Genomic DNA, 12,099 nt, shown 5'->3' with positions numbered 1-12,099 from the left:
TGGCCATGATTCAGATGACCGCGGGCAGAGGGACGACGTGACGCTTCTCAAATCCGAAATGGACCTACTGCGGTCGGTCCCGATCTTCGCCGGCATCGAGCCGAGCCGGTTGAAGCTGATCGCCTTCACCGCTGATTCGATCGCCTATCGCGCCGGACAGGCGTTGGTTCGGCAAGGACAACCGGGCGACGCCGCCTATGTGCTGGTCGAGGGGAAGGCGGAGGTCTCGGTCGAGACGGAATCCGGTGACTACGTCGTCGCCACGCTCGGGCCCGGGGATGTCGTGGGTGAGATATCGATCCTTTGCGATTCCCCGCGAACGGCGACGGTGACCGCCAGCACGGATGTGTCGGCGCTGAGGGTGCGCAAGGATTCGTTCTTGCAGCTCCTGCGCCAGTTCCCCGAGATCGCGGCGGAGGTGATGCGTAGCCTGGCCGAACGCCTGACCCACACCAATGAGGAACTCGTCCGGGCGCGCAATCTGGCCGCGTCACGGGATGGCGAGGCTTGACCCGCTTCCAGCTGACGATCTGGGGCGCGCGCGGCAGCATTCCCGCGCCGGCCGCCGCCAACACCCGCTTCGGCAGCGATACGAGTTGTATCGAGGTGCGCTGCGGCGACCGTGTCTTGGTGCTGGATGCAGGCACAGGGATCGTCGGCTGCGGCCGCAAGCTCTGCTATGAGGGCGTTCGGAACCTCGACATCCTTTTCACCCACTGCCACTTCGACCATATCATGGGCCTGCCGTTCATGTTTCCGCTCTATACGGAGGAGGCCGTGGTGCGGCTTCACGCCGGGCATTTCCTGGATGAAACCAGCTGCCGCAGCATGGTCGAGCGTTTCATGTGCCCGCCCTATTTCCCGGTGACGCCGAAGCAATTCACGGCGCGCATCGACTACCGCGATTTTCGTCCGCCGGACGTTCTCACGCTTGCCGACGACATTCGCGTCCGGACGGTTCGACTGAACCATCCGAACGGCGCGGTGGGATTTCGGATCGAGTATGCGGGGCGTTCGTTCTGCTACATCACCGATACCGAGCACGAGCCAGGCAAACCTGACGCCGCGATCCGCGATTTCATCGCCGGTTCGGATCTGATGATCTACGATTGCATGCATACCGACGAGGAATTTCCCACCTTCCAGGGCTTCGGTCACTCGACCTGGCAGGAGGGTGTGCGGCTTTGCCGCGCCGCCGGCATAGAAAATCTCATTATCTTCCATCATGATATCTCGCGAACCGACGCATGGTTGGAGGCTCTGGCGACGACAGCGCGGAATGCCTTTCCCGGAGCGATCGTGGCGCGCACGGGCCTGACCCTCGAGATTGGCGAAGGCGTGCGAATCCTGGAAGGCGGCTGAGATGGGGCTGGCAAAGCAAGTCGACGACTGGCTGATCCGCGAGGCACTCGGCAATCCAAATCTGGAGGAACTCTTCCATCAGCTTTGCCTGAGGCTGAGCGGCATCGGCATCCCGATCGCTCGCGCCCGGCTGAACTGGCCGACCCTGCATCCACTGTTTCGAGCCGAAATGATCAAGTGGCAGCGGGACCACGACACGGTCTTGGAGCATTTCCATCATCAGGACGCTAACACCGAAGCCTGGCAGAGAAGCCCTTTGCGCTACATGCTGGAAGCGGACCTTCCCGTCCTGCGGCGGCGTTTGACCGGGCCGGGCAAGCTTCTCGACTTCCCGCTATTCGAGGAACTCGCGGCCGAGGGCTACACCGACTACATCGCCCTTTCGACCGAATTTTCGCAACCCAGCACGTTTATGGATATGTCGACCGCCGGGATTTTCGTGATCTGGGCGAGCGACCGCTCTTCCGGGTTTACCGACGAGGATCTCGGCGTTCTGCAGGCGATCCAGCAGACCTTCGCCCTCGTGTCGAAAACGATTATCCAGTCGCGGATCACCACCAATATCGTCGAGACTTATCTTGGACGGCAGGCCGGCCATAGCGTGCTCAGCGGCAATATCCGCCTCGGCGACGGGGCGACCACGAGGGCGCTGGTCTGGTATTCCGATCTGCGCGACTCGACCCGGTTGACCGGTCGGCTGGAGAGCGCCGCATTCTTGCGGCTTCTCAACGACTATTTCGAATGTGCCGCGCGTCCGGCGATCCGGGCCGGCGGCGAGGTGCTCGCCTTTATCGGCGACGCCGTGCTGGTGATCTTTCCGCTGGATGACGCGACGGACGCCGCGGCCCTCAGCGCCAAGGTGTTGGAGGCTGTCGGCAAATCCTTCCTGATGCGCGAGGAGGCCAACACGGTCCGGCGCGAACGCGGCCTCGACACGATGGATTTCGGCATCGGCCTCAATATCGGCAACGTCGTCTTCGGCAATATCGGCGTGCCCGAGCGCTTGGCCTTCACGGTGATCGGACCGACGGTCACCGAGGTCGAGCGCATCGAGAAACTGACCAAGACGATGGATCTCAGCGTGCTCGCCAGCGCCGAGGTCGCCGCGCTTTTGCCCGAACGCTGGAATACGGTCGGCGTCCATGCCCTGAGCGGTGTGGAGCGGCGGATGGAGCTGTTCACGCCGCGTTTGGCACAGGGCGTGCCGCTCCGCGCCGCCGGCGTGGGTGAATAATCGATGCGCTAGTGATGCGGGTCGACCGCGTCGCGCAAGCCGTCGCCGACGAAACTGAAGGCGAGCACGGTCAGGACCACCGGCAGCATGGGCAACAGCAGCCACGGATAGAGCGCCACTGCCTCGATGTTCTGCGCCTCCGACAGCAAGACGCCCCAACTGGTGATCGGTGGCCTCAGACCCAGCCCGAGGAAGCTTAAGGCCGTCTCGGCCAGGATCATCGTCGGGATCGACAGCGACGCCGAGGCAATCAGATGGCTCATGAAATTCGGCAGCAAATGCCGGAAGATGATCCGCCGCGGACTGGCGCCCAGCATTTCGGCTGCGACGACGAAGTCTTCCTCGCGCAGAGCGAAGAGTTTCGAGCGCACAGCGCGCGCCAGCCCCGGCCAGTCGAGCAGTGCCAGGATCAGGGTGATGCCGAAATAGATCAGTAGCGGGCTCCAGGTGACCGGGAGCGCGGCAGAAAGGGCGAGCCAGAGCGGTAGTTCCGGGATCGACCGCAGGATTTCCGTCGTCCGCTGCACGACGGAATCGACCCACCCGCCGAAATAACCGGCGAGCCCGCCGATAGTAATTCCCAGAAGAAAGCTGAGAGTCACGCCGACGAGGCCGACGGTCAGCGATATGCGCGCCCCGTAGGAGATGCGCGAAAACATGTCGCGGCCGAGACGATCGGTGCCCAGCAGGAAGAATGTGCCCCCCTCGGGCGGGCAGACGAAATGGAACCGGGCTTCGACGATCCCCCACAATTCATAAGGGTCGCCCTGGCAGAAGAACCGCAGCGGCAGCGGCCGGGAGGTGTTTTCGCTGTATTCGCGCTTCAATGTCTCCAGGTTCAATTCGTAATCGAGCGGATAGACGAACGGGCCGACGAACCGGCCGTCGTGGACGAGATGCAGCAGTTGCGGCGGAGCGAAGATAAAGTCTGTGTTGCGGGTCTGGAGTTCGTAGGGAGCGATCATCTCGACGATGACGATCGCGGCATAACTGAACAGAAGGAAGGCGAGCGAGACGACCGCCACACGGTGACGCAGGAAGCGCCACCAGATCAGCTTCGTCTGGGAGGCCTCCATATAGGCTCGAGACACCGTCGAACCCGCGGCTACGGTCGCCTCCGGATCGAACGGTTCGCGCGAGACGAAGTGGGGCGTGGGGCTCATCGCGCCGTACTCCGGCCGAGGCGAATACGCGGATCGAGTATCGCCAGCAGGATGTCGGAGACGAACATGCCGACTACCGTCAAAAGCGCCAGGAACATCAGGAACGAGCCGGCCAGATACATGTCCTGACTGCGCAACGAAGAGAGCAGCATCGGCCCGGTCGTCGGCAGCGACATTACCGCCGAAATGATCACCGAGCCCGAGACGATTTGCGGCAGCAGGCTGCCGAGATCGGCGATGAACGGATTGAGCGCCATGCGCAGCGGGTATTTGAGCAGTAGCCGGCGTTCCGGCAGCCCCTTGGCGCGGGCAGTGACGACATATTGCCGGTTGAGCTCGTCGAGGAGATTGGCCCGTAGCCGCCGGATCATGCCGGCCGTACCCGCCGTGCCGATCACCAGCACCGGCACCCACAGATGCGACAGGACCGAGCCGATCTTGGCAAGCGACCACGGCGCGTCGATATATTCCGGCGCCATCAATCCGCCGATCGAGGTGCCGAACCATACATTGGCGAGGTAGAGCAGGATCAGCGCCAGCAGGAAGTTCGGCGTCGCCAGGCCGAGGAAGCCAAGGACGCTGAGCCCGTTGTCGCCCCAGCTGTATTGGTGGGTGGCCGAATAGATGCCGATCGGAAACGAGACAAGATAGACGAAGACGACCGTCGCCACATTGAGCAGGATCGTCATCGGTATCCGATCGCCGACGACGTCTGCGACAGGCTGGTTGTATTCGAAGGAATAGCCGAGATCGCCCTGCACGAGGCCGGTCACCCAGACCAGATATTGCAGCCAGAGCGGCTTGTCCAAGCCGTATTGCTCGCGCAGGAAGGCAATCTTGTCGGCGGAGACGTTCTCGCCCTGTGCCTGAATCTCGGCGATGTAGCTGGTCAGATAGTCGCCGGGCGGCAGTTGGATGATGATGAAGACGAGAACGCTGATCGCCAGCAGCGTCCAGGCCATGGTCACGAGACGGCGGGCGACGTAGCGGATCACGAGGGCGAGCCTGCAGCCACATTCGAGGGGCAATCGAACCAGAATCCGTCGGGATGATAGATGCCGAAATAGGCGCCGGGATTATAGTTGTAGACGCCACGCTCCGGCACGTTCCGCAGCGTGTTCGAAACCACAACGATCTGATCGACGCCCGAGACGATGCCGATCGTATAGACCTCATCGGCCGAGATTCGCAGCATCTTGTTCCAGATCGCCGCGCGCTCCGCGGTGTCGGTCGTTCGCATCCATTGCCGGCGGAGTTGGATGAGCTCGCGGATGCCGGCAAGGTCCGGGCCGTCGCCGGGCGCCTCGCCGCCGGTGCCGCCGGTTTCCACCCACATGCCGAAGCCCGGCCATTGCATCTGTTCGGCCGTTGCGGGGGCGAGTTCTTTCGGGTCCGTGGCCGGTGTCGGCAGCCCATTGTCGAGCCCCGTCCAGACCGACATCAGCGTCGAGCCCGCCTTGATGCGATTGCGGAAGATTTCGCGCTGGGATTCGCGGATCAGAAGGTCGACGCCGATCTTGCGCCAATCGTCGCGGACGAGTTGGAGGACGTCGGACTGTTCGCTGCTTTCTCCCGCCGTCTCGACGACGATGCGGATCTCGCGCCCATCCGGCAGATGCCGCAGCCCGCCACGGGTGGCGCGCTTGAGGCCGAGACTGTCCAGAAGCAAATTCGCCTTGTCTGGATCGTAGGCGGCCCAGCGGGTAGGCAGGTCCGGCGTGAACATCGGGGAACCCGGAAGGACCGTATTGGCGCCCGGCTCGGCGAGTCCATAAAAGATCGCCTTGTCGATGTCGGCCCGATTGATGGCGAGCGAGAGGGCTCGGCGGAAGTCGGCGTCGCGGATCATCTGGCGCCAAACCGGGTCCGTGACATTGAGGTTGGGATAGAGCGCGACATGCGAGCCGCGGCCCGATTCCCAGCGCCGGACTTCGTAGCCGCTGCGTTTCTCGCCGCGTTTCAGGAACGGGTAATTGGGAAAGCTGAGATAGGCGGCCTGCAGATCGGCTTCGCCGTTGGCGACCTTGGCCGGAATCAGGCCGGAATTGGCGATCGTCAGGGTAACCCTGTCGATATAGGGAAGTTGCCGGCCCCTCAGGTCGACCCGGTGGAAATAGGGATTGCGCTCGAAGGTCAGCCGCTCGGCCGGCGGCTTGGTGGCGAGCGTCCACGGCTGCAGCGTTGGCAGGTCCGGATTGTCGTTGCGGTGGCCGCGGTCCTTCTTGAAATGCAGCGCGGCCCAGTTGCGCTGGCCGGCGGCCTCGATCTTGGCTTTCAGCTTTTTCGGGTCGGCGTATTTCTCGTGATACTTCTTGAGGTAATGGGCGGGCCGGAAGATCTCGAAGGGGAGAGCCGCGGCGAGCGAGGCGAGGAAGTTCGGATTGGGCCCTGTCCAAGCGTAGCGCACCTCGTAAGGGCCGGGGAAGGTGACCTCCGGTTCCTCGCCATCGACCAGCAGCTCAGCGGGGACTCCGAATTTGGCGATGTCCGGATTCTTGGCCATGTCCTCCCAGAAATAGCGGAAGTCCTCGGAGGTGAACGGTGCGCCATCGGACCATTTCATGCTGGGCCGCAGCCGGAAGGTGAAGATGCGGCCTTCCTCGACGGCGTAGCTCTCGGCGATATCCGGCACGATGTCGTAATTTTCGTCGTAGCCGACGAGACGTGCGTAACCGAAGACCGGGAGGATTCGCGTATCCTTGGCACTGGCGCCGAGCATCCGCAGCGTACCGCCGGGGCGATCGGCCGGGCAGGCGTTGTCGACCGGCAGGATGAACGGGGTTTGCGGCAGACGCTCGGCCACCGGTGGCAACGCGCCATCCGCGACCTTGGCGGCGAGGGAGGCCGGTTCCGCAAAGAGGGTCTGGGCGTTGATATGGTTGGCAAAGCCGGCCGTTACGCCGATCGACAGGGCCAAGACTGCTGCGAAGACGCTCCGCGAGCCAATCCCTCGTCGCGCTGTCGGTCGGTCCATCGATGCGTCCTCATGGCGTCGTGACTGTCAGTAAGGTTCGACCGCCGAAGTTTTGTCAAATGACGGTTTGACCGCCGGCCGCCGCGAGACGCTTCGCCTTGCAGGCTGGCGGTTTGTCGCCTAGATGCCGCGATGCACCTCTCGCGAGCGATGTCGCCGCCGGCGAACCGGAGAATCAGCGATTCCATGCCTTTGCGTATCGCCACACTCGTCAAAGGCTATCCGCGCCTGTCGGAGACCTTCATCGCTCAGGAAATCGCGGGGCTGGAGGATCGCGGCGTCGAGCAACTCATTGTCTCGCTGCGCCAGCCCGCCGAGGCGCGGGTTCATCCCGTCCATCGCCGCATCCGCGCCGAGGTTCTTTATCTTCCCGAATATCTCAAGGACGATCCGCCCCGGGTGCGCGCCGGCCGCGACTTCGCCGAGCGTCAGCCGGGCTATGGCTTGGGGCGGCGCCTGTTCGAGGCGGACCTGAAGCGCGACCCGACGGCCAACCGCTATCGCCGCTTCGGCCAGGCCTGCGTCCTCGCCCGCGAGTTGCCCACCGACATCGACTGGCTGCACACTCACTATCTCCATACCCCGGCTTCCGTTGCCCGCTATGCGGCGGCGATTCGCGGCCTTGGCTGGTCGTTTTCGGCGCACGCCAAGGACATCTGGACGACGCAGCCATGGGAGCTGACCGAAAAACTCGCCTCGGCCGCCTTTGGCGTCACCTGCACCAGGGTCAATCTCGACTATCTGCGCTCGCTCGCGGCGAATCCGCGCACGGTCGAACTCGTCTATCATGGCCTCGACCTCTCCGAGATACGGCCGGTCGATCGAGATCGCGGGCGAAGCGGCCCGTTTCGCATCGTTTCGGTCGGCCGCACGGTCGAGAAGAAGGGCTATGGCGACCTCATCCGCGCGCTGGCTTGGCTGAGGGACCGGGACTGGAGCTTCGAGCATGTCGGCGGAGGGCCACTGACGGCAAAGCTCCAGGCGCAGGCCGCCAAGGCCGGCATCGGCGAGCGCATCGTCTGGCATGGCAGCCGCGAGCGCGAGCATGTCTATGAGCTGCTGGCGGGCGCCGACCTGTTCGTGCTGCCGTCCCGCATCGCCAAATCCGGCGATCGCGACGGGCTGCCCAACGTCTTGATGGAAGCGCAGGCACACCGTGTACCGGTCATCTCGACGCAGGTCTCGGCGATACCGGAACTGGTCGAGGACGGGCGGACCGGACTGCTCGTCGCCGAGCGGGATCCCAAAGCCCTGGCCGCCGCGATGGCGCGGCTGATGGACGATCCGCAGCTCGCCGATCGTCTGGGCCAGGCCGGCGAGGCAAAGGTTCGCCGGGAGTTTTCGCCCGAGCCCGGCATCGACCATGTCGCGCGGCTGCTGACCGAGGCGGCCGAGCGCGCCGCCGCGTGAGCGCCGCCCTGTTTCCGCTCGCTCGCTCGCGCTTGGATGCAGCCCGAGCGCTTGGCCGGACGCTCGCATTCTGGTGGCGCGACGACGATGCCAACCGGCCGAGCGAGCCGCTCACGCGACTGCTTGCGCTGCGCCGCGCCGCCGGTGTGCCACTGGTGCTCGCGGTCATTCCGGAGGGCGTCGAGGCGGAACTGGCCGAGGCGCTACCCGGTGACGACGCGGTGGCCGTCCTGTTGCACGGCTGGCGCCACGCCAACCACGCGCCGGAGGGACAAAAACGCGCCGAGTTCGGCGATCACCGGCCGATCGGCGTCATGCTCGACGAAGCGGCGGCGGGCCGGGCTGCGCTCGCCGGTCTGTTTCCCGGTCATTTCCTGCCGGTGTTCGTGCCGCCCTGGAATCGGATCGGAGAGGGCTTCGCCGCGCGTCTTGGCGAAGCCGGCCTTAACGGCCTGTCCACCCACGGCCGCACCGCGTCGGCCGAGCCGCACCGACTGAACGCCCATCTCGACCTGATGAACTGGCGCGAGGCGAGGGGACTGACGCCGGCCGAGGCCGACCGGGTTCTGGCGGTGGAGATCGACCATCGCCTGAATGGCGGCGGCGCGGGCGAGCCGATCGGGTTGCTCAGCCATCATCTGCAGCACGATGAGGCGGCCTGGGCACTGCTCGACGCGTTGCTGGATTTCCTCGCGCCCCGATCCGAACTTGTCTGGCCACCCGTGCCGACGCTTTTTGACCTGCCGCTTACCGGCGGGATCGGCGAAGCCGGTGCTCGGGCGGACCGGTCCGAGAACAAGTGCTGATGCGTGGCCGCTTTATTCGCGCGGCCAGAGTCACCCGGCTCCAGTTCGCGTGACATCGGATCGATCCGATCCGATGTCACGCATGGGAGCGATTCCGATCAGTTGCCGCGGAATGCGGGCGGAAAGCCGGTGCCCGCTTTTCCTCGATTTCCGTGCTGGCGCGGCGGCCGCGCGGGGCGCTTGGTCGCCGCCAACGGCCGGCGGAACTCGCCCGTGAGACCGTCGGCGGGCCAGGAAGTGACGAACGCGGCGCCTTTGCTCTTGTGTCGGCGCCCAAGCCTTTGATAAGAGAGCCGCGCGCTGATGAAGCGCCGACCATGCCTCGGTTCACAGAATGAGGGTGCGGATGGGTGACGCGGTTCCCGCGTCGCCGCGCCTTTTGCGAAGACACCCCGGAGAATTTCGGGGTTTCGGCCGGAGAGGTGGCAGAGTGGTCGAATGCACCGCACTCGAAATGCGGCATACGTGCAAGCGTATCGGGGGTTCGAATCCCCCCCTCTCCGCCATTATCCGCGTAAGTCCTTGATGCGGATCGAGTATTTCAGCCATCGCCGTTGGTAGCCGTAGACCCTGGTACAGAAACCTGGTCCAGACGGTTGATCATGCCCCGTTCGTTAAAGCGCGTCACGCGACGCCGCGATGTGTTCTACTTCCGTATGGCGGTACCGGCGCGGCTGCGCTCGATCGTCAAGCAATGGGAGATTAAGGTTTCTCTTCGAACATCGGACCCGCTAATGGCGAAGGTTCGTGGTCGGTGGCTGTCGAACGCAATGGACGTCTATTTCGAGGAACTGATGCGAATGCCAGCACCATCGTTCGAAATCGTGCAGGACGCGTTACGGGAGTATTTCCAGACGTGCCTGAACAAGGCGCTGGAGCATGCGCAGCTGCTGCCGACGGACCCGCTGATCGACTTGGTGAAGGAGCGCCAACTTTTAGCCGACGACGAGACATCCCTGCGGCAGTGCTTGGCCACGCAGCAGTTCGACGACAATATGAGATGGGCCGCCGAGACGGTGCTAAAGGCTGCGGCGCTGAGGGGGAATGTGGACAGCGACGGAACGAAGCAGGCCCTCAACGGAGTGCTTCGCGCCCGTATTGAGAATGCTCGCATCCTCCGTGAGATGTTGGATGGCCACTATCACGCGACAGCTCCACAGGACCCCTTGTTTAGCGGTATGACCCCGACGGGCCTGCCACCCCTCCCAGGAGAGCCTGCGGCCGACGAGCCGCGTGGGGTGACCCTCTCGAAGGCAGCCGAGCGGTTCTATCAGCAGCACGCCGGCAAGACCTGGGTGCCCAAGACCGCAGCTGATCAGTTGCGAGTGTGCACGATTGCTGCCGGCATCATCGGTGGCGAGAAGGCGATACGCGACCTAGACGCTGCCGACGTCATCACCGTGCGTGATGCCCTGCAAAGTCTGCCGTCAAACTACACGAAACTGGCTGCGACCAAGGGGATGACCGTGCTCGAAGCCATTTCCTCTGGTGGCCCCGTCATCTCGCCGAAGACGCAGGACAAGTACTTCTCGATGTTCCGCTCCTTCCTCCGCTGGGCGTATGATGAGGAGCTGATCGAGAAGGTGCCGGGCGAGAAGGTGAAGATCACGGGGGTTGGGCCGAAGGGCCGTGACGGTCGTGATCCCTATTCCGTCGAACAGCTCAAGACGATCTTCTCATCACCGCTTTACGCCGGTCACCTGGGCTCGCAGCGCCACAAAGCAGGGCCGGAGGTGATCCGTGACGGCAAATTCTGGGTGCCACTGATTGCCCTGTATTCCGGCATGCGGATGGGGGAGATCGTTCAGCTCCTCATCTCGGACATCAAGCAGGAGAAGGACGTCTGGTTCTTTGACATCTCGAAGGGCGAAGAAAAGTCGCTGAAGACGGCGGGGAGTGCGCGTCGCGTCCCGATACATGATGTCCTGCTGAAGGGCGGTCTGCTTGATCTGTTGGCCGACAAGCCCGGCACCCACCGTGTGTTCTCGGACGTCGAGAAGGGGAAGGACGGCTACTTCTCGCATAACTTCAGCAAGTGGTGGGGACGGTACTCCCGTCAGGTCGGCTTCAAGACCCCGAAGACCGCCTTCCACTCATTCCGGCACAATTTCACAGACGCCGTCTATGCCGCTGAAGCCCCTGAGCGGCTGGCGATGGCGCTTCTGGGTCATGCCGATAAGAAGGTCCACAGCCACTACGGCAGCGGCCCCAAGATCGATGAGCTGCATGCCGTGATCGATAAAGTGGAGTACCCGATTGATCTGAGCTTCTTGCTGCCATAACCTCCCACAGCTGGGAGCAGAGTTTTTCGCTCTCCTAACGCCTTTCCCCGATCATGGGCCGTGACGAATTTCCACGGCTAGGGCATGCGGCGTGACGATCATCAAACTCAAGGTACCGAAGGGGTCTTCTAACAAGACCCAAACACAGCCGAAAAACGATCCTCCCAATAGCCATACAAGCCCGCCCACAGGTCCCAAGCCTGCTTCGGAACTTTATCCCCCCTTCATAAATTGCCTCACCGTCCTGGTGACACCTCACAGCAAGGGGATGGTGGGATCACGGGGTGTCAGTCGTCTCGATCAAATGCGGCTCACCCCCCGCGCATCCGCGTCGAGGTGTCGGGCTGACGCACGAACCCAGTGTTCCGCGTGATCTCGCGCCTGACGAGATACCAGAGCCGCTGCTCGGCAGGTTCATCAAGTCCGCGACGTCGAGCTTCCTCCCAGGCCTCGTCCGGCGGCATTACCGTGATCAGGGTATAGGCTTCGCGCTCGACCCGGCGGCGCAGGTCGCGCCTTCCAGTAAAAAGGGACCGCAGACGAGCGATCAACGACACCACGGGTTCCCGGTATTCGGCCATCGCTGTGAGAGCCCTTCCTGAACGAGGACGTCGCCCGCGTCTCGGCCGTCCGCAAGGGTGACCTTCACGAGGGTCCTACCGTAATAGCCGGTGCCGTCACGGGTAAGCGAATAACCCGCTGACATGAGACGCCGAAGTCTATCACGGGCGGTCAGGCCCTTACGCTTCTCAGCGGCGCACTCCGGCTTGGAGATCTCCCGGAGCGTGTCAACGAATGTGAGACAGCCGGAGCGATAGATTAAGCTTGGAGTTGGAGCTTGTTGTTGGGCGGATTGATCCAGACGGCG

General features: G+C 63.6%; 10 protein-coding genes and 1 tRNA gene. 7 read left to right on the top strand and 4 right to left on the bottom strand.

Features of this window, described 5'->3' with window-relative positions; translation table 11 throughout:
* Positions 1–58: 58 nt before the first annotated feature.
* From VQ044_RS03735 to VQ044_RS03725, 3 genes are read left to right on the top strand one after another with little or no spacing between them, the layout of a single operon-like run.
* Positions 59–511 carry a cyclic nucleotide-binding domain-containing protein gene (locus VQ044_RS03735; protein WP_327622841.1) on the top strand — a complete coding sequence of 151 codons (453 nt, stop codon included), beginning with the start codon at positions 59–61 and terminating at the stop codon, positions 509–511.
* Positions 508–1,362, top strand: coding sequence for an MBL fold metallo-hydrolase (locus VQ044_RS03730; RefSeq protein ID WP_327645304.1), 855 nt, complete (start codon positions 508–510; stop codon positions 1,360–1,362). Before VQ044_RS03735 ends, VQ044_RS03730 begins: the two co-directional genes overlap by 4 nt.
* Before the next feature lies 1 nt (position 1,363).
* The gene (locus VQ044_RS03725; RefSeq protein ID WP_327645303.1) at positions 1,364–2,596 is read left to right on the top strand and encodes an adenylate/guanylate cyclase domain-containing protein; all 1,233 of its coding nucleotides are present in this window, start codon (positions 1,364–1,366) and stop codon (positions 2,594–2,596) included.
* An 8-nt stretch (positions 2,597–2,604) separates the two neighbouring features.
* On the opposite strand, the gene VQ044_RS03720 is transcribed toward VQ044_RS03725, so the two are convergent.
* The 3 genes from VQ044_RS03720 to VQ044_RS03710 are packed head-to-tail and all read right to left on the bottom strand — an operon-like array spanning position 2,605 to position 6,733.
* Positions 2,605–3,759: an ABC transporter permease gene (locus VQ044_RS03720; RefSeq protein WP_327645302.1), complete on the bottom strand. Its 1,155-nt coding sequence runs from the start codon at positions 3,757–3,759 to the stop codon at positions 2,605–2,607.
* Positions 3,756–4,754 carry an ABC transporter permease gene (locus VQ044_RS03715; protein WP_327622692.1) on the bottom strand — a complete coding sequence of 333 codons (999 nt, stop codon included), beginning with the start codon at positions 4,752–4,754 and terminating at the stop codon, positions 3,756–3,758. The genes VQ044_RS03720 and VQ044_RS03715 overlap by 4 nt, the downstream gene beginning before the upstream one ends.
* Positions 4,751–6,733, bottom strand: a complete 1,983-nt coding sequence (locus tag VQ044_RS03710; protein WP_327645300.1) for an ABC transporter substrate-binding protein — start codon at positions 6,731–6,733, stop codon at positions 4,751–4,753. The genes VQ044_RS03715 and VQ044_RS03710 overlap by 4 nt, the downstream gene beginning before the upstream one ends.
* Before the next feature lie 186 nt (positions 6,734–6,919).
* On the opposite strand from VQ044_RS03710, the gene VQ044_RS03705 reads away from it, so the two are divergent.
* From VQ044_RS03705 to VQ044_RS03690, 4 genes are all read left to right on the top strand, one after another.
* On the top strand, positions 6,920–8,143 hold the full coding sequence (locus VQ044_RS03705; RefSeq protein ID WP_327645298.1) for a glycosyltransferase: 1,224 nt from the start codon (positions 6,920–6,922) through the stop codon (positions 8,141–8,143).
* A complete protein-coding gene (locus VQ044_RS03700; protein ID WP_327645297.1) occupies positions 8,140–8,949 on the top strand; it encodes a polysaccharide deacetylase in 810 nt (269 codons plus the stop codon). The genes VQ044_RS03705 and VQ044_RS03700 overlap by 4 nt, the downstream gene beginning before the upstream one ends.
* A gap of 416 nt (positions 8,950–9,365) precedes the next feature.
* Positions 9,366–9,455, top strand: a tRNA-Ser gene (locus tag VQ044_RS03695).
* A gap of 96 nt (positions 9,456–9,551) precedes the next feature.
* Positions 9,552–11,231, top strand: a complete 1,680-nt coding sequence (locus VQ044_RS03690; RefSeq protein ID WP_327645295.1) for a DUF6538 domain-containing protein — start codon at positions 9,552–9,554, stop codon at positions 11,229–11,231.
* 311 nt (positions 11,232–11,542) lie between these two features.
* On the opposite strand, the gene VQ044_RS03685 is transcribed toward VQ044_RS03690, so the two are convergent.
* Positions 11,543–11,812 carry a hypothetical protein gene (locus VQ044_RS03685; protein ID WP_331827629.1) on the bottom strand — a complete coding sequence of 90 codons (270 nt, stop codon included), beginning with the start codon at positions 11,810–11,812 and terminating at the stop codon, positions 11,543–11,545.
* Positions 11,813–12,099 lie beyond the last annotated feature (287 nt).

Origin of the sequence: Aurantimonas sp. C2-5-R2 (assembly GCF_036549495.1) — a bacterium.
Lineage (GTDB): Bacteria > Pseudomonadota > Alphaproteobacteria > Rhizobiales > Rhizobiaceae > Aurantimonas > Aurantimonas coralicida_A.
The sequence above is the reverse complement of the archived record's forward strand: the minus strand, read 5'-3'. Positions and strand labels throughout refer to the sequence as shown.

Excerpts from the sequence above, each read along its gene's own strand:
- VQ044_RS03710 (WP_327645300.1), bottom strand. The coding sequence starts at position 6,733 with ATGGACCGACCGACAGCGCGACGAGGGATTGGCTCGCGGAGCGTCTTC.
- VQ044_RS03690 (WP_327645295.1), top strand. The coding sequence starts at position 9,552 with ATGCCCCGTTCGTTAAAGCGCGTCACGCGACGCCGCGATGTGTTCTAC.
- VQ044_RS03685 (WP_331827629.1), bottom strand. The coding sequence starts at position 11,812 with ATGGCCGAATACCGGGAACCCGTGGTGTCGTTGATCGCTCGTCTGCGG.
- VQ044_RS03725 (WP_327645303.1), top strand. The coding sequence starts at position 1,364 with ATGGGGCTGGCAAAGCAAGTCGACGACTGGCTGATCCGCGAGGCACTC.
- VQ044_RS03720 (WP_327645302.1), bottom strand. The coding sequence starts at position 3,759 with ATGAGCCCCACGCCCCACTTCGTCTCGCGCGAACCGTTCGATCCGGAG.
- VQ044_RS03735 (WP_327622841.1), top strand. The coding sequence starts at position 59 with ATGGACCTACTGCGGTCGGTCCCGATCTTCGCCGGCATCGAGCCGAGC.
- VQ044_RS03705 (WP_327645298.1), top strand. The coding sequence starts at position 6,920 with ATGCCTTTGCGTATCGCCACACTCGTCAAAGGCTATCCGCGCCTGTCG.